24 protein-coding genes are annotated in these 22,339 nt (G+C 67.0%); 13 read left to right on the forward strand and 11 right to left on the reverse strand.

From position 1 onward, the window contains the following. Positions 1–22 precede the first annotated feature (22 nt). The 5 genes from ACJH6J_RS06455 to hsaA are packed head-to-tail and all read right to left on the reverse strand — an operon-like array spanning position 23 to position 4,929. Positions 23–1,369 carry an MFS transporter gene (locus tag ACJH6J_RS06455; RefSeq protein ID WP_406801620.1) on the reverse strand — a complete coding sequence of 449 codons (1,347 nt, stop codon included), beginning with the start codon at positions 1,367–1,369 and terminating at the stop codon, positions 23–25. A 7-nt stretch (positions 1,370–1,376) separates the two neighbouring features. Beyond that, the gene (gene hsaB, locus ACJH6J_RS06460) at positions 1,377–1,946 is read right to left on the reverse strand and encodes a 3-hydroxy-9,10-secoandrosta-1,3,5(10)-triene-9,17-dione monooxygenase reductase subunit (protein ID WP_133426408.1); all 570 of its coding nucleotides are present in this window, start codon (positions 1,944–1,946) and stop codon (positions 1,377–1,379) included. Between the two features lie 11 nt (positions 1,947–1,957). After that, the gene (gene hsaC, locus ACJH6J_RS06465) at positions 1,958–2,860 is read right to left on the reverse strand and encodes an iron-dependent extradiol dioxygenase HsaC (RefSeq protein WP_064984852.1); all 903 of its coding nucleotides are present in this window, start codon (positions 2,858–2,860) and stop codon (positions 1,958–1,960) included. 12 nt (positions 2,861–2,872) lie between these two features. Further along, a complete protein-coding gene (gene hsaD / locus ACJH6J_RS06470; RefSeq protein ID WP_133426407.1) occupies positions 2,873–3,739 on the reverse strand; it encodes a 4,5:9,10-diseco-3-hydroxy-5,9,17-trioxoandrosta-1(10),2-diene-4-oate hydrolase in 867 nt (288 codons plus the stop codon). Continuing rightward, positions 3,739–4,929: a 3-hydroxy-9,10-secoandrosta-1,3,5(10)-triene-9,17-dione monooxygenase oxygenase subunit gene (gene hsaA / locus ACJH6J_RS06475; protein WP_406803709.1), complete on the reverse strand. Its 1,191-nt coding sequence runs from the start codon at positions 4,927–4,929 to the stop codon at positions 3,739–3,741. The genes hsaD and hsaA overlap by 1 nt, the downstream gene beginning before the upstream one ends. Before the next feature lie 155 nt (positions 4,930–5,084). On the opposite strand from hsaA, the gene ACJH6J_RS06480 reads away from it, so the two are divergent. Both ACJH6J_RS06480 and ACJH6J_RS06485 read left to right on the forward strand, forming a co-directional pair. Beyond that, entirely contained in the window at positions 5,085–6,146 is a 1,062-nt protein-coding gene (locus ACJH6J_RS06480; protein WP_406803739.1) for a 2Fe-2S iron-sulfur cluster-binding protein, read from the forward strand. A 22-nt stretch (positions 6,147–6,168) separates the two neighbouring features. After that, positions 6,169–6,744, forward strand: coding sequence for a hypothetical protein (locus ACJH6J_RS06485; protein ID WP_133426406.1), 576 nt, complete (start codon positions 6,169–6,171; stop codon positions 6,742–6,744). Positions 6,745–6,804: 60 nt separating this feature from the next. Here ACJH6J_RS06485 and ACJH6J_RS06490 read toward each other — a convergent pair whose 3' ends face one another. After that, the gene (locus ACJH6J_RS06490) at positions 6,805–7,266 is read right to left on the reverse strand and encodes a MarR family winged helix-turn-helix transcriptional regulator (protein ID WP_406803710.1); all 462 of its coding nucleotides are present in this window, start codon (positions 7,264–7,266) and stop codon (positions 6,805–6,807) included. 37 nt (positions 7,267–7,303) lie between these two features. Here ACJH6J_RS06490 and ACJH6J_RS06495 point away from each other — a divergent pair, with 37 nt between their 5' ends. Then, a complete protein-coding gene (locus ACJH6J_RS06495) occupies positions 7,304–8,116 on the forward strand; it encodes an amidohydrolase family protein (RefSeq protein WP_406803711.1) in 813 nt (270 codons plus the stop codon). Positions 8,117–8,298: 182 nt separating this feature from the next. Here ACJH6J_RS06495 and ACJH6J_RS06500 read toward each other — a convergent pair whose 3' ends face one another. Continuing rightward, entirely contained in the window at positions 8,299–9,303 is a 1,005-nt protein-coding gene (locus ACJH6J_RS06500) for a bile acid:sodium symporter family protein (protein WP_406803712.1), read from the reverse strand. 71 nt (positions 9,304–9,374) lie between these two features. Between ACJH6J_RS06500 and ACJH6J_RS06505 the strand changes: the two genes are divergently transcribed. Then, a complete protein-coding gene (locus ACJH6J_RS06505; protein WP_406803713.1) occupies positions 9,375–10,229 on the forward strand; it encodes a LysR family transcriptional regulator in 855 nt (284 codons plus the stop codon). A 4-nt stretch (positions 10,230–10,233) separates the two neighbouring features. Here ACJH6J_RS06505 and ACJH6J_RS06510 read toward each other — a convergent pair whose 3' ends face one another. Continuing rightward, on the reverse strand, positions 10,234–10,698 hold the full coding sequence (locus ACJH6J_RS06510) for a MarR family winged helix-turn-helix transcriptional regulator (RefSeq protein ID WP_406803740.1): 465 nt from the start codon (positions 10,696–10,698) through the stop codon (positions 10,234–10,236). Between the two features lie 156 nt (positions 10,699–10,854). Here ACJH6J_RS06510 and ACJH6J_RS06515 point away from each other — a divergent pair, with 156 nt between their 5' ends. The 3 genes from ACJH6J_RS06515 (at position 10,855) to ACJH6J_RS06525 (ending at position 12,366) form a co-directional block, all read left to right on the forward strand. Then, positions 10,855–11,277 carry an organic hydroperoxide resistance protein gene (locus tag ACJH6J_RS06515; RefSeq protein WP_318985420.1) on the forward strand — a complete coding sequence of 141 codons (423 nt, stop codon included), beginning with the start codon at positions 10,855–10,857 and terminating at the stop codon, positions 11,275–11,277. A gap of 73 nt (positions 11,278–11,350) precedes the next feature. Further along, positions 11,351–11,857, forward strand: coding sequence for a DUF1097 domain-containing protein (locus ACJH6J_RS06520; protein ID WP_406803714.1), 507 nt, complete (start codon positions 11,351–11,353; stop codon positions 11,855–11,857). Then, a complete protein-coding gene (locus ACJH6J_RS06525; RefSeq protein WP_406803715.1) occupies positions 11,854–12,366 on the forward strand; it encodes a DUF6130 family protein in 513 nt (170 codons plus the stop codon). The genes ACJH6J_RS06520 and ACJH6J_RS06525 overlap by 4 nt, the downstream gene beginning before the upstream one ends. An 89-nt stretch (positions 12,367–12,455) precedes the next feature. Here the strand turns inward: ACJH6J_RS06525 and ACJH6J_RS06530 are convergent, their stop codons facing one another. Beyond that, entirely contained in the window at positions 12,456–13,805 is a 1,350-nt protein-coding gene (locus tag ACJH6J_RS06530) for a hypothetical protein (protein WP_406803716.1), read from the reverse strand. 188 nt (positions 13,806–13,993) lie between these two features. Here ACJH6J_RS06530 and ACJH6J_RS06535 point away from each other — a divergent pair, with 188 nt between their 5' ends. Then, positions 13,994–14,881, forward strand: a complete 888-nt coding sequence (locus tag ACJH6J_RS06535) for a helix-turn-helix domain-containing protein (protein WP_406803717.1) — start codon at positions 13,994–13,996, stop codon at positions 14,879–14,881. On the opposite strand, the gene ACJH6J_RS06540 is transcribed toward ACJH6J_RS06535, so the two are convergent. Next, positions 14,878–16,986, reverse strand: a complete 2,109-nt coding sequence (locus ACJH6J_RS06540) for an acyl-CoA dehydrogenase (RefSeq protein ID WP_318985415.1) — start codon at positions 16,984–16,986, stop codon at positions 14,878–14,880. The two genes, ACJH6J_RS06535 and ACJH6J_RS06540, sit on opposite strands and share 4 nt — an antisense overlap. Positions 16,987–17,241: 255 nt before the next feature. Between ACJH6J_RS06540 and kstR the strand changes: the two genes are divergently transcribed. Together kstR and otsB are read left to right on the forward strand one after the other, a co-directional pair. After that, entirely contained in the window at positions 17,242–17,847 is a 606-nt protein-coding gene (kstR, locus tag ACJH6J_RS06545) for a cholesterol catabolism transcriptional regulator KstR (protein ID WP_346416108.1), read from the forward strand. 3 nt (positions 17,848–17,850) lie between these two features. Next, positions 17,851–18,594, forward strand: a complete 744-nt coding sequence (otsB, locus tag ACJH6J_RS06550; RefSeq protein WP_226519844.1) for a trehalose-phosphatase — start codon at positions 17,851–17,853, stop codon at positions 18,592–18,594. Here the strand turns inward: otsB and ACJH6J_RS06555 are convergent. After that, positions 18,591–19,691, reverse strand: a complete 1,101-nt coding sequence (locus ACJH6J_RS06555; RefSeq protein ID WP_064984829.1) for a LacI family DNA-binding transcriptional regulator — start codon at positions 19,689–19,691, stop codon at positions 18,591–18,593. The two genes, otsB and ACJH6J_RS06555, sit on opposite strands and share 4 nt — an antisense overlap. Before the next feature lie 97 nt (positions 19,692–19,788). Here ACJH6J_RS06555 and ACJH6J_RS06560 point away from each other — a divergent pair, with 97 nt between their 5' ends. The 3 genes from ACJH6J_RS06560 to ACJH6J_RS06570 are packed head-to-tail and all read left to right on the forward strand — an operon-like array spanning position 19,789 to position 22,339. Then, positions 19,789–20,709: a metal ABC transporter solute-binding protein, Zn/Mn family gene (locus ACJH6J_RS06560; protein ID WP_406784038.1), complete on the forward strand. Its 921-nt coding sequence runs from the start codon at positions 19,789–19,791 to the stop codon at positions 20,707–20,709. Positions 20,710–20,718: 9 nt separating this feature from the next. Beyond that, positions 20,719–21,516, forward strand: coding sequence for a metal ABC transporter ATP-binding protein (locus ACJH6J_RS06565; RefSeq protein ID WP_346416110.1), 798 nt, complete (start codon positions 20,719–20,721; stop codon positions 21,514–21,516). Next, positions 21,491–22,339 carry a metal ABC transporter permease gene (locus ACJH6J_RS06570; protein ID WP_406784037.1) on the forward strand — a complete coding sequence of 283 codons (849 nt, stop codon included), beginning with the start codon at positions 21,491–21,493 and terminating at the stop codon, positions 22,337–22,339. The genes ACJH6J_RS06565 and ACJH6J_RS06570 overlap by 26 nt, the downstream gene beginning before the upstream one ends.

Below are 22,339 nucleotides of genomic sequence, written 5' to 3' on the forward strand. Positions count from 1 at the left end.
CGCACACTCGGCGCGCGAACCGTCACGGACGGGGCACGCCGGCGGCAACAACGCGCTCATTGTCGGCCCGATCCACATCCGCCAGGTCGATGCCCTTGGTCTCGTGCGCGAACGCCAGCGCCACGAGCGTCACCACGCAGGCCCCGGCCAGGTAGATCGCGATCGGCACCGACGAGTGGTAGTCCTTCAGCAACCGCACCGCGATGATCGGTGCGAGTGACCCGGCGAAGATCGCCGTCACCTGATAGCCAAGGGAAACACCGGAATAGCGCATCCGGGTCGGGAACATCTCCGACATCAGCGCCGGTTGCGGCGCGTACATGAACGCATGCGCGACCAGGCCCGCGGTGATCGCCGTCATGATGACGAAGTAGTGCTTGCTGTCCATCATCGGGAACGCGACGAAGCCCCAGGCGGCGGTCAGCAGCGTCCCGATGAGGTAGACGGGGCGACGGCCGATGCGGTCGGAGAGCCTGCCCACCAACGGGATTGCCACCAGGTGCACCGCGTGGGCCACCAGCAGGTACCACAGGATCAGCGAAGTGCTCACGCCCGCATGCACTTTCAGATACGTGATCGAGAACGTGACCACCAGGTAGTACATGATGTTCTCGGCGAACCGCAGCCCCATGGCGGTCAGCACCTTGCCCGGATAGTACCGGAGCACCTCGACGACGCTCATCGACGATGCCTTGACGCGCTCGGCTTCTTCTTGTGCCGCAACGAAAATCGGCGCATCGGTGACCTTGGTACGGATGTAGTAACCAACCAGCACCACGACCGCCGACAGCCAGAACGCGACCCGCCAGCCCCACGACAGGAACTCCGGCTCGGACAACGTCTTCGTCAACGTCAGTAGCACGACGGTCGCCAGGATGTTGCCGACCGGCACCCCGGCCTGTGGCCAACTGGACCAGAATCCGCGGCTCTGGGCGGGACTGTGCTCGGCGACCAGGAGCACCGCGCCGCCCCACTCGCCGCCGACCGCGAAGCCCTGGATGAACCGCAGCACCACCAGCAGCGCCGGCGCCCAGTAGCCGATCTGTCCATAGGTCGGTAGGCAGCCCATGAGGAACGTGGCTGAACCGACCAGCAGCAACGAGAACTGCAGCAGAGTCTTGCGGCCGAACTTGTCGCCGAAGTGACCGAACACCACGCCACCCAGCGGCCGGGCGACGAAGCCCACCGCGTAGGTGACGAAGGCGGCGAAGATGGCATCGAGATCGCTGCCGCTCTGCCCGAAGAACACCTTGCTGAACACCAGGGTGGCTGCGGTGCCGTACAGGAAGAACTCGTACCACTCCACGACGGTGCCGGCCATGGAAGCCAGGACGACCCGACGCAATCCGGACCGGATCGGCGCGCTCATTGCGCGACTATAGCCAGGTGTCCTCGGTCGTCGTGGTGAGAAACGCATCCAGATCGTCGCGCCATTGCGCCGGGGTGTTCTTGTCCGGCTCGATGCCGGTGTACTCGCCGCGGTAGAACAGCAGCGGACGCGGCTTGATGGCCTGCGGCTCGGACATGGACTGCACCGCGCCGAACACCACGAAATGGTCGCCGCCGTCGTGGACCGAGTGCACCGTGCAGTCGATGTGGGCGAGCGTGCCGTCGAGCACCGGGGAGCCCAATCCCGAAGGGCTCCAATCGATCCCGGCGAACTTGTCCTCGGCCCTGGAGCCGAACTGCGCCGAGACGTGCTGTTGGTTCTCGTGCAGCATGTTGACGCAGAACTTGCCACTGGCCTCGATGGCCTTCCAGGCCCGGGACTGCTTTGTCGGGCAGAACAGGACCAGCGGCGGGTCCAGTGACAGGGCAGCGAACGACTGGCAGGCGAAACCGACCGGCACACCGTCATTCACGGTGGTGATGACGGTGATGCCGGTACAGAACTGCCCGAGCACATTACGGAATGTGCGGGGGTCGATCTGCGGGGTCGAAGTCATGCCGCGCGAGCCTACTTGAACCCGACGCTGAAGTCGTGACCCCAGAGGCTGATGCCGACGCTCTCGCGCGCGATCCAGCTCTCGTCCTCGACTTCGAGTCCCTCGCAACCGAATTCCATGTCGAAGCCACCCGGCGTCTTCATGTAGAAGGACAGCATCTTGTCGTTGATGTGCCGGCCCAGCGTGGCCGACATCTTGACCTTCTTACGGTTGGCGCGGTCCAGGCACAGGCCGACGTCGTCGGAGTTCTCCACCTCGACCATCAGGTGCACGATGCCCGTCGGGTTGGGCATGGGCATGAACGCCAGCGCGTGGTGGCGCGGGTTGCAGCCGTAGAACCGCAGCCACACCGGGTCGCCGTCGGCCGGGCGGCCCGCGATCTGCGGGGGCAGCCGCATCGAGTCGCGCAGCCGGAAGCCCAGCACGTCCTGGTAGAACGCCTGCGCCGCGGCGTCGTCATTGCAGGTGAGCACGACATGGCCGAGGCCCTGCTCGGCGGTGACGAACTTGTGGCCGTAGGGGCTGACGAAGCGACGACCCAGGTACTGGATGCCGTAGTACACCTCGAGGGTGTTGTCGGCCGGGTCCTGGAAGCTGATCATGCCCTCGACCTTGCGGTCGAGCAGTTCTTCCTTGGTCCCTTCCTTGAACGGGACGCCGTGGGCGCTGAGGGTTTCCTTCAGCTGCTCGAGGGCAGGCGCGTCGGCGACCTCCCAGCCCGAGGCCAACAGGCGGTCCTTCTCGCCGGGCACGATCACCAGACGCGCCGCGACGTCGTCCATCCGCAGGTAGAGGGCATCCGGGTTGGTGCCCTCGCCCTCCATCATGCCGAGCACCTTGAGCCCGAACTCGCGCCAGGCCGCCACATCGGTGGCCTCGATGCGCATGTAGCCGAGGGCCTTGATCGTCGTCATGCCATGTCTCCTCTAGCCGCCCAGAAAATCGAGGGTCAGCTTGTTGAACTCGTCGAACTTCTCTAGTTGTGCCCAGTGGCCGCACTGACCGAACACGTGCAGCTGGACCCGAGGAATCTGCTTGAGCGCCACCAACGCGCCGTCGAGCGGGTTGACCCGATCCTCACGGCCCCAGATCAGCAGTACCCGCTGCCGCAGCTTGTGCACTTCGCGCCACATCATGCCGAGCTCGTAGTCCGGCCCCGCGAAGGACTTGACCATCGCGCGCAGTGCGGCGAGCGACTCGGGTGTGCTGGCGATGGCGAACCGCTCATCGATCAGCTCCGGGGTGACCAGGCTCTGGTCGAAGACCATGATCCGCACGAACGCCTCGAGGGTCTCGCGCGTCGGTGCGTAGGCGAACTTGCCGAGCAGCTTCACGCCCTCGGTGGGATCGGGCGCGAACAGGTTGACGCTCAGCCCGCCGGGGCCCATCAGCACCAGCCGGCCGGCCCGCTCCGGATGATCCAGCGCGAACCGGACCGCCGTGCCACCGCCGAGCGAATTGCCAACCAGCGCCGCCCGTTCGATACCGAGGTGGTCGAACAGCGCCAGCAGCGCCGTCGCGCTGTGGCGGTGGTACTGCACGTGGTCGGTGGGCTTGTCCGAATATCCGTAGCCCGGCTGGTCGACGGCCAGCACATGGAACCGCTCGGCCAACACCGCGATGTTCTTCGAGAAGTTCGACCAGCTCGACGCACCCGGGCCGCCGCCGTGCAGCAGCACGATCGTCTCGGCGGCCGGGTCGCCGGCCTCGTGGTAGTGCAGGCGCAGATCATCGCTCACCTGCGCATACCGCGAAGTGGACTCGAAAGTGACCTCGGATACCGCGGCGGTCATCAGACCATGGTGTCGGCCGGGGGCAGACCGAATTCGTTGTTACCGAAGATGAGGTAGGCGCGTTCGGGCTCGTTGGCCGCGTGCACCCGGCCGGCGTGGGCGTCGCGCCAGAAGCGCTGCAGCGGGGTGCCGTTGGCCAGCGCGGTGGCGCCGGCGGCCTCGAAGAGGCGGTCGACGGACGCGATGGCGCGGCCGGTGGCGCGCACCTGGTCACGACGGGCACGGGCCCGCAGCTCGAACGGAATCTCCTTGCCGGCGACCAGCAGGGCGTACTCGTCGGCGACGTTGCCGATCAGCTGGCGCCAGGCGGCGTCGATGTCGCTGGCGGCCTCGGCGATGCGGACCTTGGCGAACGGGTCGCCCTTGGACTTCTCACCGGCGAACGCGGCGCGCACGCGCTTGCCCTGGTGCTCGACGTGCGCGGCGTAGGCGCCGTAGGCCATGCCGACGATCGGGGCGGAGATGGTGGTGGGGTGCACGGTGCCCCACGGCATCTTGTAGACCGGGGCGGTGTTGGTCTGGTAGCCGCCGGCGGTGCCGTCGTTCATCGCCTTGTAGGACAGGAAGCGGTGCCGCGGCACGAACACGTCCTTGACGACGATGGTGTTGCTGCCGGTGCCACGCAGGCCGACCACGTTCCACACGTCGTCGATGGTGTATTCGGTGCGCGGGATCAGGAAGCTGCCGAAGTCGACCGGACGGCCGTCCTTGATGACCGGGCCACCGAGGAACGCCCAGGTGGCGTGCTCCGAACCGGAGGACCAGTTCCACGCGCCGTTGACGATGTAGCCGTCGCCGGTCTCGGTCACCACGCCGGCGCCCATCGGGGCGTAGGACGAGGAGATGCGGACGGTCGAGTCCTCGCCCCAGACGTCTTCCTGGGCCTGCTGGTCGAACAGCGCCAGGTGCCAGTTGTGCACGCCGATGATCGACGCGACCCAGCCGGTGGAACCGCAGGCACTGGCGATGCGGCGGACCGCCTCGTAGAACACGGTGGGGTCGGCCTCGAGGCCGTCCCACTGGGCGGGCTGCAGCAGTTTGAAGAAGCCGATCTCGTTCAGACTGTCGATAGACTCCTGCGGCACCTGGCGCAGGTCCTCGGTCAGCTGTGCGCGTTCGCGCAGCACCGGCAGCAGGTCGTCGATGCCAGCCAGCACGGTCTGCACGTCGAGTTGTTCAATTGACGTCACGGATTGCCTCCCGGGGAGTGGTCGTCTAGACAGAAGATTAGAACACGTTACGATTTGTGTCGAGCATGGCGGTACTGCAGCAGGTAGACCCGCATAACTGCACTTTTGTAACCTGTTCTAGTTACTGGCCGTCAGGCCGGTTCGAACGAAGGGTGATCGTTGTGGACGAGCCGCTGGGCAGCCACGTGCTGGAACTTGTGGTGGCCGATGTCGTCGCCGAGACGAACGACGCGCGCGTCTTGGTGTTCAAGACGCCCGACGGCAGCGACATCCCGCCAGAGCGACTGAAGTACTCCCCCGGTCAGTTCCTGACCCTGCGCGTCCCGAGCACCCGCACCGGATCGGTCGCCCGCTGCTACTCCCTGTGCAGCTCGCCGCATGCCGACGAGGCGCTGACCGTCGCGGTCAAGCGCACCGCGGACGGCTACGCGTCGAACTGGCTGTGCGACAACGCACATGTCGGCATGCGGATGCACGTGCTGGCGCCGTCCGGCACGTTCGTCCCCAAGAACCTCGACACCGACTTCCTGCTGCTGGCCGGCGGTAGCGGCATCACCCCGATGCTGTCGATCCTCAAGTCCGCGCTGTCCGAGGGCACCGGCAAGGTGACGCTGTTCTACGCCAACCGCGACGAGAAGTCGGTGATCTTCGGCAAGGCGCTGCGCGAACTGACGTCGCTGTACCCCGATCGGCTGTCCGTCGTGCACTGGCTCGAGTCGGTGCAGGGCCTGCCCAACCCGACCATCCTGGCCACGCAGCTGGCGCCCTACACCACACGCGAGACGTTCATCTGCGGCCCGGGCCCGTTCATGGCCGCCGCCGAGGAGGCGCTCCTCAAGTCCGGCGCCGACAAGAGCAATGTCCACCTCGAGGTGTTCCAGTCACTGGACTCCGACCCGTTCGCCGCCGTCGTGCTCGCCGAGGATGACAGCGATGAGGGCCCGGCCACCGCAATCGTCACGCTCGACGGTGAGACGCACGAGTTGCAGTGGCCGCGCAAGGCCGTACTGCTCGACGTGCTGCTCGACAAGGGACTGGACGCACCGTTCTCCTGCCGAGAGGGGCACTGCGGGGCATGTGCGGTGCTGATGAAGAAGGGCGACGTCGACATGGCGATCAACGACGTGTTGGAGCCGTCCGACCTCGAAGAGGGCCTCATCCTCGGTTGCCAGGCGGTGCCCAAGACGGATTCCGTCGAAGTCACCTACGACGAGTAGCGAACGGATTAGTTTCTTGACTGTGAACCGGCTTACCGCAGCAACCGCGGCCGCTGTGCTGACCGCGACGGCTCTGATGTCCCCCGCGACGGCTGCTGCCGCAGTCAATTCGGCCGACGCCTTCGTGCCCGTCGACGACGCCACGAAGATTCAGATTCACGTGACGGCACAGTGCTCGGGAGGTGCGTGCACCTTCAACACCGCCGCCAACCTGGTCGTCGGGGGCAATCCGGTTCCGCTGCCGCCGAACACCTGGGCACGCGAGAACATCACGCTGCGCAGCTCCAACCGCAATGTGTACCAAGACGTCTCGTACAGTGCACCGACCGGAGCCCCGCCGATCAACCGCGGCTCGTGGAACGGCCCGGTGAACTCGCGGCAGCTCAAGTCGCAGAACAGCGCTCTGGTCTCGGTCACGTTCAACGGTGGCGGCACGTTCGAGGAGTTCGCGGTCGACGGCACGTCGCTGACGCTCGATGTGCGGACCGGCAGGCCCAACACCGAGGCTAATTTCATTGCCTGCGCCGACATTCAGGTCACCTACCCCGGCGTGAACCTCACGACGCCGACCGCCTGCGCGACGACGCACTACAACTGAGCATCGCATCCCCGAACGTGAAGTAGATCGCGAACTTTCGCTGATTTTTCGCGATCAAGTTCACGTTCGGCCGTCGGTGCCGTCGAGGAGATCGCTCAACCGCAGCAGTGCGTCGACGACGCCGTCGACCTCGTCGACCCCGAAGGCCTCGTCGATGTAACCGTTGACGGTGGCCAGCGCGGCGTCCAGTCGCCGGAGCGCGTCCGCGCCGGATTCGGTCGGCCACAGCTCCCAGGCGCGGCCGTCGCTCTGGCTGGCCCTGCGCTCGACGAACCCCGCGGTCTCCAGCCGGCCAACCATCGCCGTGACCGCCGATTCCCGTTGGCCGAGCTGTGCCGCGATGAGCGACTGGCGACATCCGGCGTGGTTCGCGATGAGCATCAGTGCGGCAGCCTGCGCCGTCGTGATGCCGGCCTCCTCGGTGAACAGCCGGTCGGCGGTGGTGCGCAGCCGCTGCGCGACGGTCTGCAGCTGGAAATACGCGCGCCGTCTGCCTGCCGGTGACCTGTGTTTCGGATCCACTCTTGCATTATTACTTCACTAGTGAAGTAATTGGGATATGACACGAGTGATCGACGCGTGGTCCCAGCAGCCGAACGAGTTGTTCATGCGGCAGCCCTGGCTTCGGCCGCTGCTGCGCTGGACCCGCCAGGAAGACCTGCCGGCCCTGCCCATCGACGTCACCCTGAAGGCGATGGATGACGCCGGCGTCGAGAAGTCGTTGTTGTGCGCGTGGGTCGGGCCGCACGGCGCACTGATCGACAACGACGAGACGGCAGCGCACATGCGCGCACATCCCGACCGGTTCGCCGGTGTCGCCGCCGTGGACCTCACCCGGCCGGTCGAGGCTGTCCGCGAATTACGCAGGGCGGTAACCGAACTGGGCATGGTGGCACTGCGGGTCGTCCCGTGGCTGTGGAACCTGCCACCCGATGACCGCCGCTACTATCCGCTGCTGCAGGCCTGCGTCGAACTCGGCATCCCGTTCTGCACGCAGATCGGGCACACCGGCCCGCTGTGCCCGTCCGAACCCGGCCGGCCGATCCCCTACCTGGAGACGGTTCTGCTCGAGTTCCCGGAACTCGTGGTCATCGGTGGCCACGTCGGCGCGCCGTGGATCGACGAAGTGCTGTTCCTGGCCAAGAAGTTTCCGAACTTCTACATCGACACCTCGGCCTACGCCGTGCATCGCCTACCCGCGGCGCTCGTGGACTACATGCGCGGATCCGGCCGCACCCGAGTGCTTTTCGGCACCAACTGGCCCATGTTGTCGGCCGAGCGGTGTCTGGAACGGCTTGACAGCCTGGGCATCGATGCCGAGGCGCGCGACCTCTACCTCGGCGGGAATGCGGCCCGGGTTTTCCGGGTCTGACAGCCAGTACTGTGCCGCGAGTTGATCTGCGGCACCGAATCACTCGCTGCCGCAGATCAATTGCCGCGTGTCAGGACTTCGAGTCGAGCGACCTGACGGCGTCCACCAACGCGTCCGCGGCCAAGATGCCGAGATTGTTCGATGCCAACGGGCGCGGGTGCACCCGCGCGCAGGTCCAGGTATCAGCTCGGCGCGACCGCGAGTTCTTGCCGCTCCGCCTCGGCGTCAGCCTGCCGTCCCCAGCGGCCGGCCAGGACCGCGCAGGTGATGAGCTGAATCTGATGGAAGATCATGAGCGGCAACACGATCAGGCCGACCGGATGTCCGGCGAACAGCACGGTGGCCATCGGCAGACCAGTGGCGAGGCTCTTCTTCGATCCGCAGAAGATGATCACGATGCGGTCGGCGCGATCGAACTTCAGCAGCCGCGCCGCCCCGGCGGTGATGCCGAGCACCACGGCGAGCAGCACCACGCTGACGGCGATCACCGCGAGCACGTTGGTGAACTTCATGCCCGCCCAGATGTGTTCGGCCATGCCGGCACTGAACGCCGCATAGACGACGAGGTAGACCGAACCGCGGTCGACAACCTTGGTGAGCGTGGTGTGCGCCAGCACGCGGTGCAGCTTGGACCGCAACAACTGGCCGGCGAGGAACGGCAGCAAGAGCTGCACGACGATCTCCAGGACCGAATTCGCCGACACCGTGGCCGCGCCGGTGGTCTGCATCAGCAGGGTCACCAACAACGGGGTGAGGAAGATGCCCAACAGGTTCGACGCCGAGGCGCTGACGACGGCTGCCGCGACGTTGCCGCGGGCGATCGAAGTGAAGGCGATGGACGACTGCACCGTCGACGGCAGCAGGCACAGGTACAGCATGCCGACGTAGAGCTCGTCGGTCAGGACCGACGGCACCAGCACCTTCATCGCCAGCCCGAGCAGCGGGAACAGCACAAAGGTCGCGGCCAGCACCGTGGTGTGCAGCCGCCAGTGCTTCAGCCCCTCGAGCGCCTCGCGCGGCTCCAGGCGCGTGCCGTACAGCAGGAACAACACGGCGATCGCGACTTTGGTGGCGGTTTCGACGGCCTGACCCGCGTCGCCGCGGGCCGGAAGCAGCACACCGATGACCATCGCGGCGAACAGCCCGAGCAGAAAGCCGTCGATACGGAGCTTGGCGAGCAGATTCACCGAACAAACGTACTGCTGCCTCGACTAATGTTTCCAGGCGATAGATTCGATATCTCTAACCGAATATTGTGATGAATGTGTTCGATCCCGACTTGCTGCGCACCTTTCTGGCCGTGGAGCGCGCCGGCGGATTCACTGCCGCCGGACGTCTGCTGGGCCTGCGCCAGTCGACGGTGAGCGGCCACATCGCCCGACTGGAGCAGGCCGTCGGCCGCGAGTTGTTCCGGCGCGACACCCGCAACCTGGCCCTCACCGCTGACGGCGCCGCGATGGTGGGCTTTGCGCACGACATCCTGGACGCGCAGGCCAAGGCAGACCGCTACTTCTCCGAATCCCAACCCACGGGCCTCATCCGGCTGGGCGCCTCCGACGATCTGGTCGGCCGCATGCTCTCGGACGTGCTGGTCGAGTTTCGGCGGTCCTACCCCGGTGTCGACCTGGAACTGGTCGTGGGCCTGAGCGAGAACCTGAAAACGCGCATGGCCGCAGGCGAATTGGACCTCATGGTGGCCAAACGACTACCCGGCGAACAACACGGCGAGCTGCTGTGGCGCGATCGCCTCGTGTGGGCCGGCCGGCCCGGGCTGACCGACATCACCGACCCGGTGCCGATCGTGACGTACCCACCACCGAGCCTGACCCGCCATATCGCGCTACGCGAACTGGAACGTGAGCGCCGCAGTTGGCGCATCGCGTGCGTCAGCGACAGTCTGCTCGGCCTGCAGGCTGCGGCACTCGCCGGACTCGGGATCATCGCGCATTCCGAATCCGTTCTGCCGCAAGGACTTCAACCGATTACCGTCAGCCGGCTACCGAACCTGGGTCATCTGGAGTTCGTGCTGTTGCACCGCCGGAGCACACCGTCCGAAGCCGAGGTCGCGCTGCACGACGCCATCGTCGCCGGTGCACACCGCATGCGGCACTGACAGTTCACCGGGCGTGCGTCTGCGCGTGCTCGCGAAGGTTGTCGCGCAAGGTGACCACCGCCTTTTGCAGCTTGTCGAACTCATCAGACGGCAAGCCGGTCGCTGCCACCAGGTTCATCGGCAGGGCCTTCTCACGCAGCGCCCGGCCCGCATCCGTGAGGCTGACGATGACCTGACGCTCGTCGGACGGATCGCGCCGGCGGCGCACGTATCCCTGGGCTTCGAGCTTCTTGAGGATCGGGGTCAGCGTGTTCGACTCCAGGAAGAGGTTTTCGCCCAGGCTGCGGACGGTTTGATGATCGTTCTCCCAGAGCGCGACGATCGCGATGTACTGGGTATATGTGACACCGAGCTCGTCGAGGATCGGCTTGTACGCCTTCCCGTAGGCGAGATTCGCCGAGTAGATCGCGAAACACATGAAGTCGGCAAGCCGGGGACCGGCAGCCTCGGTTGGGTGCTCGACAGCCATCGACAACTCCTGACGCTTCAGTGACATCCCGAAGCGATTCTATCGGATGCGATTCAATCGGATGGGTTGACATCTCGACGTCGTGCGCTAGTCTCATCGCATCCGAGTCAATCGGATGCGATTGATTATCCGCACCGCCCTTCCCAGGAGTCACAGATGAGCACCAGCACCCAGGACGCCGTCCTCTACACCGGCAAGACCCGCACCACGGGCGGCCGTGACGGACACGCGCAAAGCTCCGACGGCCGGCTCGACATCCGCCTCGATCCCCCCGGCAGCAACCGGCCCGGCACCAATCCCGAGCAGCTCTTCGCTGCAGGCTGGTCCGCATGCTTCATCGGAGCCATGCAGATCGCGGCCGGTAAGGCGAACGTCAAACTGCCGGCCGATACCGCCGTCGACGCCGAGGTCGACCTCTGCAGCATCGACGGCGCCTACTTCCTACAGGCGCGCCTGAACGTCAGCCTGCCGGGCATCGAGCGGGACACTGCCCTGTCCATCGTGGACGCCGCACATCAGACCTGCCCGTATTCCAAGGCCACCCGGGGCAACATCGACGTCGTGCTCAGCGTGGCCTGAGCGGACTCGGCAGTACATCGAAATGTCCACTTCGCCAACGGAAGCCGCACCGATCAACCACCAGGAGACGCACGTGAGCATCACCTCAACCGGCGCGGCCAGAACGCCCGCGATCCCGTTTCACACCATCACGCTGATCGTCGCCGGCGTCGCGGCCGTCGTCACGTTCGGTACGGGTTGGGCGATGCTCTCTGCACCTGCGATGTTTCTCGGCTGGGTCGCCTACGGCGTCACCGGCGACACCGTGCGTCACCGCTATGCCAATCTGGCGTCGTACGTGGCCGGCCTGGCCTTCGGCGCCGTGACGACGCTGGTGATCAATCGACTGCAGCCATCACTCGGTCTGGCCGCCACCGGCATTGCGATATTTGCCCTCGTCGCCATCGTCATGTGTCTGCGAGCGCTGCCCGTGTTCAACTATCCGCCGGCATATTTTCTCGGCATCACCAGTTTCTTCTACGCAGGGCACGCGCCCACGGTCGCAACGGTGATTGCGCTCGGAACGGCGGGAGCCGTCGGAGCCACCGGCGCAGCGCTTTCCGACTACTGTCAGAGCCGCTTTCAGAAGGGAAACGAATGACGAAGCTGCCGCGCCTCATGGGGTGTGCGGTCATCGCGGCCACTGCGGGGCTCATCGCATCATGTGGCACGACCGTCGAGACCTCGGACCACGCGAGTCACGAGAGTTCTGCTCCCCCTACGACTTCGCACGCCGCCGGAGTACCCAGCGCCGCGGACGTGCTCGGCCCTCCGGGCGTGGTGCCGCTGACCGCGCCGCAGCCGCCGGCCAAACTGATCGTCGATCCACCGGTCCCCGAGGCCCTCGCCAAGGGACAGGTGTTCATCCAATACCGCGCCGAAAACCTGCGCATCGAACCGGTATTCGGCCCCGAGGCACTCAAGGTGACTCCGCGCATCGGCCATATCCACGTCGTCGTCGACGGGGCCCCGTGGCACTGGGCGGACGCCAGCGGTGAACCGGTGATCCTGGTCGGCCTGCCGCACGGACCGCACAAGGTCGAGATCATCCTCGCGGATGCCAATCACCATCCGCTCGACCGCGTCACCACCGACTTCGTGGTCCCCTGAGCCCTGACTACTTCGGACGCGAGCCGAGATCGGCGAAATGGTTGCCTGCCGAATGGCTTTCGCAACCATTTCGCCGATCTCGTCCCCCATCAACCCGCGTTGGCTGACCGCTGCGTCGACGACGCCTTCTTCGGCTGCTTGGCGACCTTCGGACCCTTCGGGGTCTTCGGCGCCTTCTCGGCCTTCGGTGCTTTCTCGGCCGGCTTGTCCGACTTGTCCGGCTTGCCGGCGGAATCGGCGTCAGACGAAGTTGTCCCCGTCGCCTTGGTCCCCGGCTCGGACTTGGTGGTGTCTTTCTGAACCGGTTCGGTGGTCTCGACCTTGGCCGGTTCGGCCGATACGGGGTCGGCTGCGGGTGTGGACGTGTCGGCCTTCGTCGGTTCGGTGACCTTCACCGGCTGCGTCGCCGGCGCCTCGGCCTCGGTCACGGACGGCGCCTCTGCCTTCGAATCCTCCTTGGCCACAGTATCTTTCGACTTCGCCGGGGCGGTCGAAGACTTGTCGATGTCACCGGTCTTGATTGCTGCGGTCGCCGACGGCTTGGTGGCCGGCGCCAGAGCCTTTGTAGCCGTGTCAGTTACGGCCGTCGGTACGGCTGCACTGCCCGCGGTCGACGCGACCGGAGCCTCCGGAGCCGGCGGCTTGATCGCGTTTGCGATGGTCTTGAGGGCGTTGAAGACCTGCGCGACGAACCCGTTGCTCCCCAGGAGTCCGCCCCAACCCTTGCTGTCGCCGTAACCGTTCAGCACAGCGTTGACCAACGTTGCGGGAAAGTTGATCACCGCGCTGACGGCTGTTGCGGCATCGCCGGCCTTGACCGCATCGAGGAATTGCTGGCCAGTGTTCGCAAACGCCTGCTCTGCCCCGAATGCGACTGTCAGCCCGCCGAGAGCCAGTTGAATGCCGACCGTGCTGATGCTGCCGATGACGTTGGTGACGTTCTGGGCGATCTTCTTCGGGACATCGAACTGCAGGAGGGGGAACAAGACGCCGAAAACCCCGCTGAGTCCCAAGCTGTAGAGACCATCCACTCCGGCGGCAAACTGGCCCGAGGCCAACTGCTGAAGCGCCGTTCGCAGTTCCCCTGGTGCCCGGTTCACCCAGTAGGCCAGGCCATTGGCCATCTGCTCGCCGATTGAAATAACTTCCTGGGCGTAACCGACCTGGTTGGCAATGATTTGACGCACGATCGGGAAGGGGTCGGCAGCATACTTCTGCCCCAGTGCTCCGAGGTCGGCGACCGTCGTCGTGAATACATCTCCCCAGGCCGCGATCGGGTTCACGAACGCCGTGAGGTCCACGGTGCGGGTGGCAACCGCACTGGTCGGCGCCGGTAGATGGAGGTCTGGCGACGGAATCGTCAGCGGGCTGAGGGCGATGACGCCGGCGGATGCCATCGCGATTCCCGCAGTCGAATATCGGCGCAGCTCGAATGCCATACGTTCTCCTTGGACTCTGAGGTGTCAGCACTTGTGGCCGCGCAGACGGTAACGACCAAGCCGAAAACAAACATTCGAAATCTGTAACGAGTTCCAATTTCCAGGCGTCCGGTATTGACGCTCTCGATGATTGCTCACAGGATTTTCGGAGAAATCTCCCGTGAGCCCCTGGGCCAGGGAGCATGATCATGGCCAAGCTGGACATTCGGAGGTTCGGCATGGCACTCAAGCCATGGAATGACGACCGCCCCATGACGCCCCGCATCGTCGTCGGCGAGAGGTCCGTCGACAGTCGCGGTATGTCGCTGCGCTTCGCCACCGAGCGGATCGAGCGCACCACCGATTGGTGCTGCCATGACTCGAGCCGCCACCTGATCTATGTGCACCGCATGGGCGCGCTGCGGTCCATGGAGACCAACCTGGACTGGGGGCCGACCGATCGCACACTGCCACGCGTCGGTGATACCTGGGTGGTGCCGGCGGGCGTGCGCTGCACCTCGGTCGTCACGGGCGACATCTCGGGCTTCTGCGAGATCTCGATACCCGAGAACGCGCTGGGCGAGGTCGTGCACATCCCACGGCGCAAGCACCACGATCCGCTGATCCTCCAGCTGGTGACCAAGATTCGCAGCGTCGCAGGCCGCGAAGACGCGCTCGCCCGGCTGCTGCTCGATTCCGCAGGCGAGACACTGCGATTACTGATCCGGGACACCTACACCACGAGGCCACCGGCCACGGAATCCGAGCGTGACACCCTGCCGCCGTCGGCACGCGCGTCGATCATCGAGTTCCTGGAAACCAGCCTCGAATCCGACATCAACCTGGAATCGCTTGCGCACCTTGCCCAGATGTCCGTGGCGACGTTCATCAAGGCATTCCGGGGCGCGTTCCACACCACGCCGTACCAGTTCCTGCTCGACCGCCGTATCGACCGCGCCAAGACACTGCTGTCCTCAACCCGGTTGTCGATCACCGAAATCAGCGCGGCAGTTGGGTTTTCGACACCCAACCACTTCGCCACGACATTCCGACAGCGCGTCGGCCTGACCCCGCGCGACTTCCGCAGGGGCCGCTAGCGCGGCAGGCCCAACAGGCGCTCGCCGGCCACGGTGAGCAGAATCTGTTCCGTACCACCGGCGATCGACAGGCAGCGGGTGTTGAGGAAGTACCGGACGTCCGGCGAATCCTCGATACCGGAACCGTCGTGGGCGTCCATGATGGTCTCGGCCAGCGTCTGGCGGTAGCGCACGCCGATCAGCTTGCGCACACTCGACGGCGCACCCGGATCGTGGCCACCGACGGCCATCTGGGCCGTCAGCTGATCCAGCAGCGAACCCACCTGGGCCGCAACGATCAGTGCGCCAAGGCGTTCCGCCTCGGCGGCGTCCAGTTCGCGGTCACCGAGCACGTCCAGCAGGTGCTCCATGCCCTTGTCCAGCGCGCCGCCGGCGGCCATGGCGACGCGCTCGTTGGCGAGCGTCGTGCGGGCCAGGGCCCAGCCGCCGTCGACGGGGCCGATGACGCAGTCGTCCGGCACGAACAGGTCGTCCAGGAAGACCTCGTTGAACAGCGCCTCGCCGGTGATCTCGCGCAGCGGCCGGATGTCGATGCCGGGCGAGCTCATGTCGACGACGAAGTAGGTGATGCCCTTGTGCTTCGGTGCGTCAGGGTTGGTGCGCGCCAAGCAGATTCCCCAGTTGGCGCGGTGCGCGTTGGAGGTCCACACCTTCTGGCCCGTCAGCTTCCAGCCACCGTCGACCTTGACGGCCTTGGTGCGCAGTGCCGCCAGGTCCGAGCCGGCGCCCGGCTCGCTGAACAGCTGGCACCAGTACACGTCCCCGGTGAGCGTGCCGGGGATGAAGCGGTCGATCTGCTCGGGGGTGCCGTGCCCGAGGATGGTCGGCGCGGCCCACCAGCCGATCGAAATGTCCGGGCGCACAACGCCTGCGGCGCTGAGCTCGTCGTCGATCACGAGCTGCTCGCCCGGCGACGCGGCGCGGCCGTAGGGCGCGGGCCAGTGCGGCGCCATCAACCCGGCCTCGGCCAGCGCGGCCTGATGCTTCTCGACGGGCAGCGCGGCGATCTGGGCGACGGTGGCGGCGATCTCGGGACGGATCGTCTCGGCCGCACCGGTGTCGACGTGCAGCTGACGGCGCAGCCCCGCGCGGGTCAGCGCGGCCACGCGGCGCAGCCACGTGCCGTGGCCACCCAGGATCTGCGCGGTGGCGTACGCGCGCCGCAGGTACAGATGGGCGTCGTGCTCCCAGGTGAAGCCGATGCCACCCAGGACCTGAATGCAGTCGCGCCCATTGTGTTTCGCGGCGTCGATGGCGGCCGCGGCGGCCACCGCAGCCGCGATGGAGAGTTGTGTGGCGTCGCCCTCGACGGCGGCCTCGGCGACGTCGCTCGCGGCGACGGCGACCTGCTGCGAACGCAGCAGCATCTCGGCACACATGTGCTTGACGGCCTGGAAGCTGCCGATCGGCTTGCCGAACTGCTCACGCACCTTGGCGTATTCGGCGGCCGTCTCGAGCTGCCAGCGGGCCAGGCCCGCGGCCTCGGCGGCCAGCACGGTCACGGCCAGGTCGGCCACCGGCGCATCGAGGACGGTCGCCGCGGCGCCACTGAGCTCGACCCGGGCCAGCGGCCGCGAGAAGTCGGTGGCCTCGAGCGGCGTGACGGTGACGCCGGCCGCAGTGGCGTCGACCAGGAGCCACGTATCACCCGCGGGCAGGATCAGCAGGCCGTCAGGCAGGGCGCCCAGCACGAACTTGGCGGTGCCGGTCGCGGTCTGCCCGTCGAAGGCGATGTCGGACTTCAGCGCGAGACCGGCCGTGCGCTGCCCCGAGGCCAATGCCTCCAGCAGAGCGGGGTCCGTGATCACGAGAGTTGCCAGAGCGGTGGTGGCGACGGGGCCGGGCACCAGCGCGGCGGCGGCTTCGTCGACCATCACGCACAGATCGGCGATGGAGCCGCCGGCGCCACCGAGGTCCTCGGGCACCGCGACGCCGAAGGTCCCTAGTTCGACCAGACCCTCATACGGGCCCCGCCACGCATCGGCGCCATTCCCTTCGGCAGCCCGGACCGCGGAGATGGAACCCGACGCGACAGCCCAGCTACGGACCATTTCGCGGACCTCGGCCCGTTCCGAGTCGATAGTTGTGGAAGTGATGGACACCATGCGCTCCTAGCGTTTGGGCGAGAAGAACACGCTTCTCACTAGAACGTGTTCTAATGGTGACAGCAATCAGACGTCAAGTCGATCGCCATTACAGCAGGACACTCGGGTGTCCCGGGGCGCCTGGAGGTGGGAAATTACCGATCACTTTGCGTATCGTTTTCACCCAATGCGCTACCTGAAGGAACTGACCGCCGAATGCCGACGCCAGCAACACCCGAGTCCGATTCCGCCGTCCGCCCGCGGGAGGTGACGAACATGGCCGTACTAACCGAATCCGAGCTCGGTTCCGAAGCACAGCGCGAGCGCCGCAAGCGCATCCTGGACGCCACCCTGGCCATCGCCTCCAAGGGCGGCTACGAGGCAGTTCAGATGCGTGCGGTGGCCGAACGCGCCGACGTCGCCGTCGGCACCCTGTACCGCTACTTCCCGTCCAAGGTGCACCTGCTGGTGTCCGCGCTGGGCCGGGAGTTCGAGCGCATCGACGCCAAGACCGATCGCGCCTCACTGACGGGCGGTACGCCGTACCAGCGTCTCAACGTGATGGTCAGCAAGCTGAACCGGTCGATGCAGCGCAATCCGCTGCTGACCGAGGCCATGACGCGTGCTTTCGTGTTCGCCGACGCGTCCGCAGCCGGTGAGGTTGATCACGTCGGCAAGCTCATGGACTCGATGTTCGCCCGTGCCATGAGCGACGGTGAGCCCACCGAGGACCAGTACCACATCGCCCGCGTCATCTCCGATGTGTGGCTGTCGAACCTGCTGGCCTGGCTGACGCGTCGTGCCTCGGCCACCGACGTGAGCAAGCGGCTCGATCTGGCGGTCCGGCTGCTGATCGGTGACGGGGAGCACCCTAAAGTCTGACCGGTGCTCCCGGCTGATCTGATCGCGGCGCTCGACACCGTCGCCGCCACCCCCCGACTGCTCGTCACCTCGGATTTCGACGGCACGCTGTCGCCGATCGTGAACAACCCTGCCGACGCGCGGGCCCTGCCCGCCGGGTCGGCCGCCCTGCTGGACCTGGCTGCCCTGCCGGACACCTTCGTCGCCCTGGTGTCGGGACGCGCCCTCGACGTCCTGCGCGAGCTGTCCGGCATGCCGGACTCGGTGCACCTCGTGGGCAGTCACGGCGCGGAGTTCAACACCGGATTCACGCAGACCGTCGACACCGCACTGCTGGCCGAGATCGTGGATTCACTCACCGAGATCGCAAACCGCTACCCGGGTGCAGCGGTCGAGACCAAACCGGCCAGCGCCGCCCTGCACGTGCGCAACGCCTCGGCGGCCGACGGCGAGGCCGCGCTGGCCGCCGCGCGCGAGGCGGGAACGCAGTGGGCCGCCGAGCCCACCGAGGGCAAGGCGGTGCTGGAGTTCGCGGTGGTCACCACCAACAAGGGCTCGGCCATCGACGCCCTGCGGGAGCGCGACGACGCGACCGCCGTGGTCTTTCTGGGCGACGACGTCACCGACGAGAAGGCCTTCGCCCGGCTGCGCGACGGTGACGTCGGCGTGAAGGTCGGCCCGGGGCCGTCGGCCGCGCAGTACCGCGTCGACTCCCCCGAGGACGTCGCGGCGGCGCTGGCGTACCTGGCGGCGCGCCGGGCCGGTTAGGCAGGCGGGCCCGACGTGCGGCCGCGGACGAGTTCGGTGTCGAGCACCTCGATCACCGGGATGCCGGACCGCGGCGGATTGTTCAACAGATATCCGGCCCGCCGGCCCTTCTCGAGGCTCGGCTGGGCGACGGTCGTGAGCCCGCGCGCCAGCGCCTCGGGGACGCCGTCGAATCCGGTGACGGTCATCTGGCCGGGCACGTAGATGCCGCGTGACCGCAGATGGTCCATCGCCGAGAGCGCCAGCACGTCGGCGGTGCACATCAGCGCCGTGATGCGCGGATTGGCTTGCAGCGCAACGGCAGCCGCCGTGCCACCGGAGCTCGGTAGGTGCTCGAAGGTCTCCACCACAGTCAGGCCGTCGGGGTTCAGGCCCGCATCGGACATCGCGTCGCGGACCCCGAGGATGCGTTCGCACTGCACGTGGAAATGCTGCGAGGTGAGCCGTTCCGGGTCCACCACGGCCGACTGCGCGTCACCGTGCGGCCAGTCCCGGCCGAGCCGCATGGTCAGCAGGCCGATCTCCCGATGTCCAAGGCCGACAACATATTCCGCGATCCCGCGCATGGCCGCACGATCGTCGATGCAGACCCGGGATGCGCCCTGCAGGTCCTTCGGCTGGTCGACGACGACGATCGGGACGCCGCGCTGCTGCACGACCGGTAGGTACGGATCGTCGTCGGAGGCGGCGTACACCGCGAACCCGTCGACCCCGGCGGACAGCACCGCGGCGGTGCCGTCCTCGACCGACCGATTGGGCCCGGCCGCCACCAGCAGCAGGCCCTGCCCGGCCTCCTCGCATGATTCGGCAAGTCCGGCAACGAAATCCAGCGCCGCCGGATCACGGAACGAGTAGTTGAGCGGCTCGGTGATGATCAGTCCGACGGCACCGGCCTTCCGGGTGCGCAGCGAACGCGCCACCGGGTCCGGCCCCGGGTAGCCCATCTCCTTGGCGGCGGCGAGCACCCGCTCACGCAACTCCGGCGAGAGCTGGTCCGGCCGGTTGTAGGCATTCGAGATCGTGGTGCGCGAGACCTTCAACTCGGCAGCGAGCGAGGCCAGCGTGGCCCGACGCCTCGGGTTGGGGCTCCTCGGCATATTTGTGACGCTAGCGCATCCGATTCGCGCTGCACGGCAACGGTGCACTAGATTTATTGCAAACGGTTTTCATTAACACTAGCCCACAGGAGCACACATGACCCGGACCAGGCTCATCGCACTGTCCGCCCTCACCGCGCTGGCCTCGGTCACCGGGTTGGCCGCCTGCGGGTCGCAGGACGACTCCGGCCACGCCAACGGCGCCGCCAAGGTCGTCACCACCACCAACGTCTGGGGCAGCGTCGCCACCGCCGTCGCCGGCGGACACGCCGACGTCAAGTCCCTCCTCACCAGCGACGTCGACGACCCGCACTCCTACGAGGCCACCCCGGCCGACGCGGCCGCCATCGCCGACGCCTCCCTCGTCGTCATCAACGGCGGCGGCTACGACCACTGGGCCGACGATGTGCTGAAGAACCACAAGAACGTCACCACCGTGGACGCCTACTCGCTGCTGCCGCACAGCGCGCCCGGCGAGGCCAACGAGCACGTCTTCTACAACATGGCCGTCGCCAAGGCCGTCGCCGCCAAGATCGCCGACGACCTGGCCAAGTCCGATTCCGCGAACGCCGACGCCTACCGCGCCAACGCCGCGGAGTTCGGCAAGAAGACCGACGCGATCGCCGCCACCGAGCACGCCATCGGACAGAAGCACCCGGGCGCCGCGGTGGTCTCCACCGAACCCGTCGCGCACTACCTGCTCGCCGCCGCGGGCGTCGTCGACAGCACCCCGCACGGCTTCGCCGCCGCCGCCGAAGAAGGCCACGACCCCGCCCCGGCCGACGTGGCCGCGGTGCTCGACCTCATCAACGGCCACAAGGTCGACGCCCTGGTGGTGAACAAGCAGACCGAGACCGCCGTCACCAAGCAGCTCCAGGACGCCGCCCGTAAGTCCGCGCTGCCCATCGTCGAGGTCACCGAGACGCTGCCCGCCGGACAGGACTTCCTGACCTGGCAGCGGCAGACCGCGGAGGCATTGGCCCACCAGCTCGATATCGCCGCGGCGCCGGGTCGATAATCAGTAACCGTGCCTTCTGAAGCGGTCGCCGAACTCACCGGCGCACGACTGTCGTTCGGCGACCGCGTCCTGTGGGACCGGCTGGACCTGACGGTGCGCCGCGGCGAGTTCATCGCGGTGCTCGGCCCGAACGGCACCGGCAAGACCTCGCTGCTCAAAGTGCTGCTGCGCCAACAGCTGCTGACGGCCGGGCGGATGACCACCACCGGCGCCATCGGCTACGTGCCGCAGCACCGCTCACTGGACACCGGGCTGACGCTGCGCGGCCGCGACCTCGTCGGCCTCGGCTGCGACGGGCACAAGTGGGGTTTCGCCGGTCCGCGAAAGCGCGCGCAGCGCCGCGCCGTGGTGACCCAGGCACTCGGCCAGGTCGACGGCGCGCGGCTGGCCGACGTCCCCGTCTCGGTGATGTCCGGCGGCGAACTGCAGCGGGTCCGCATCGCGCAGGCCCTGGCGTCCGACCCCGCGCTGCTGCTGTGCGACGAACCGCTGCTCAACCTCGACCCGGCCAACGCGAAACTGGTGTCGGCCCTCATCGACCAGCGCCGCAAGGACGCCGGTACCGCGGTCCTGTTCGTCACCCACGAGGTCAATCCCGTACTGCCGTACGTCGACCGCGTGCTGTACCTGGTCGACGGCCGCTTCCGGATCGGCACCGTCGAGGAGGTCATGACGTCCGAAACGCTGTCCGCGCTGTACCGCGCCGACATCCAGGTCGCCCGGATCGGTGGCCAGTACGTCGTCGTCGGCCAGGACGGTGCCGGCGTGGACAACTCCGAGCATGCGAGCGGACACTGCTGTGAATAACTTCTTCAACACGGCGCTGACCGCGGACCTGCTCGGCCGCGACTTCGTCCAGCAGGCCGTGCTCGCCGCGGCGCTACTGGCGCTGCTCGGTGGCCTGATCGGACCGTTCATCGTGATGCGGCAGATGTCGTTCGCAGTGCACGGCTCCAGCGAGCTCTCCCTCACCGGTGCGGCCTTCGCACTGCTGACCGGGCTCAACGTCGGCCTCGGCGCCCTCGTCGGAAGTGCCCTGGCAGCAATCCTTTTCGGCATCCTGGGGCAACGCTCACGCGAGCGCGACTCGGCCATCGGCGTCGTACTGGCCTTCGGGCTGGGTCTGGCCGTGCTGTTCATCCACCTGTACCCCGGTCGCACCGGCACCAGTTTCGCGTTGCTCACCGGGCAGATCGTCGGCGTCGGCTATTCGGGACTGACGCTGCTGGCAGTCGTCACCGTGCTGGTGGTCGCGATCCTGGCAGCCTGCTACCGGCCGCTGCTGTTCGCCACCGCCGACCCGGAAGTGGCTGCCGCCCGCGGGGTTCCGGTGCGAGCGCTGGGCATCGTGTTCGCCGCGCTGGTCGGTGTCGCGGCCGCCCAGGGCGTGCAGATCGTCGGGGCCCTGCTGGTGATGTCGCTGTTGATCACCCCGGCCGCCGCGGCGGGCCGGGTCTTCAGTTCCCCCGTCACCACCATCGTGGCGTCGGTGGTGTTCGCCGAGATCGCCGCGGTCGGCGGCATCGTGCTGTCGCTGGCGCCGGGTGTGCCGGTCTCGGTGTTCGTCACGTCGATCTCGTTCGGCATCTTCCTGCTGTGCTGGGGCGTCGGACGGGTCAGTCGCCGGTAG

Origin of the sequence: Mycobacterium sp. SMC-18 (assembly GCF_045310895.1) — a bacterium.
GTDB lineage: Bacteria > Actinomycetota > Actinomycetes > Mycobacteriales > Mycobacteriaceae > Mycobacterium.

Bases quoted from the DNA above. Each gene is read 5' to 3' on its own strand.
- ACJH6J_RS06455 (WP_406801620.1), bottom strand. From the start codon at position 1,369: ATGAGCGCGCCGATCCGGTCCGGATTGCGTCGGGTCGTCCTGGCTTCC.
- hsaB (WP_133426408.1), bottom strand. From the start codon at position 1,946: ATGACTTCGACCCCGCAGATCGACCCCCGCACATTCCGTAATGTGCTC.
- hsaC (WP_064984852.1), bottom strand. From the start codon at position 2,860: ATGACGACGATCAAGGCCCTCGGCTACATGCGCATCGAGGCCACCGAT.
- hsaD (WP_133426407.1), bottom strand. From the start codon at position 3,739: ATGACCGCCGCGGTATCCGAGGTCACTTTCGAGTCCACTTCGCGGTAT.
- ACJH6J_RS06495 (WP_406803711.1), top strand. From the start codon at position 7,304: ATGACACGAGTGATCGACGCGTGGTCCCAGCAGCCGAACGAGTTGTTC.
- ACJH6J_RS06505 (WP_406803713.1), top strand. From the start codon at position 9,375: ATGAATGTGTTCGATCCCGACTTGCTGCGCACCTTTCTGGCCGTGGAG.
- ACJH6J_RS06510 (WP_406803740.1), bottom strand. From the start codon at position 10,698: ATGGCTGTCGAGCACCCAACCGAGGCTGCCGGTCCCCGGCTTGCCGAC.
- ACJH6J_RS06515 (WP_318985420.1), top strand. From the start codon at position 10,855: ATGAGCACCAGCACCCAGGACGCCGTCCTCTACACCGGCAAGACCCGC.
- ACJH6J_RS06525 (WP_406803715.1), top strand. From the start codon at position 11,854: ATGACGAAGCTGCCGCGCCTCATGGGGTGTGCGGTCATCGCGGCCACT.
- ACJH6J_RS06530 (WP_406803716.1), bottom strand. From the start codon at position 13,805: ATGGCATTCGAGCTGCGCCGATATTCGACTGCGGGAATCGCGATGGCA.
- ACJH6J_RS06535 (WP_406803717.1), top strand. From the start codon at position 13,994: ATGGCCAAGCTGGACATTCGGAGGTTCGGCATGGCACTCAAGCCATGG.
- ACJH6J_RS06540 (WP_318985415.1), bottom strand. From the start codon at position 16,986: ATGGTGTCCATCACTTCCACAACTATCGACTCGGAACGGGCCGAGGTC.
- kstR (WP_346416108.1), top strand. From the start codon at position 17,242: ATGGCCGTACTAACCGAATCCGAGCTCGGTTCCGAAGCACAGCGCGAG.
- ACJH6J_RS06555 (WP_064984829.1), bottom strand. From the start codon at position 19,691: ATGCCGAGGAGCCCCAACCCGAGGCGTCGGGCCACGCTGGCCTCGCTC.
- ACJH6J_RS06560 (WP_406784038.1), top strand. From the start codon at position 19,789: ATGACCCGGACCAGGCTCATCGCACTGTCCGCCCTCACCGCGCTGGCC.
- ACJH6J_RS06570 (WP_406784037.1), top strand. From the start codon at position 21,491: ATGCGAGCGGACACTGCTGTGAATAACTTCTTCAACACGGCGCTGACC.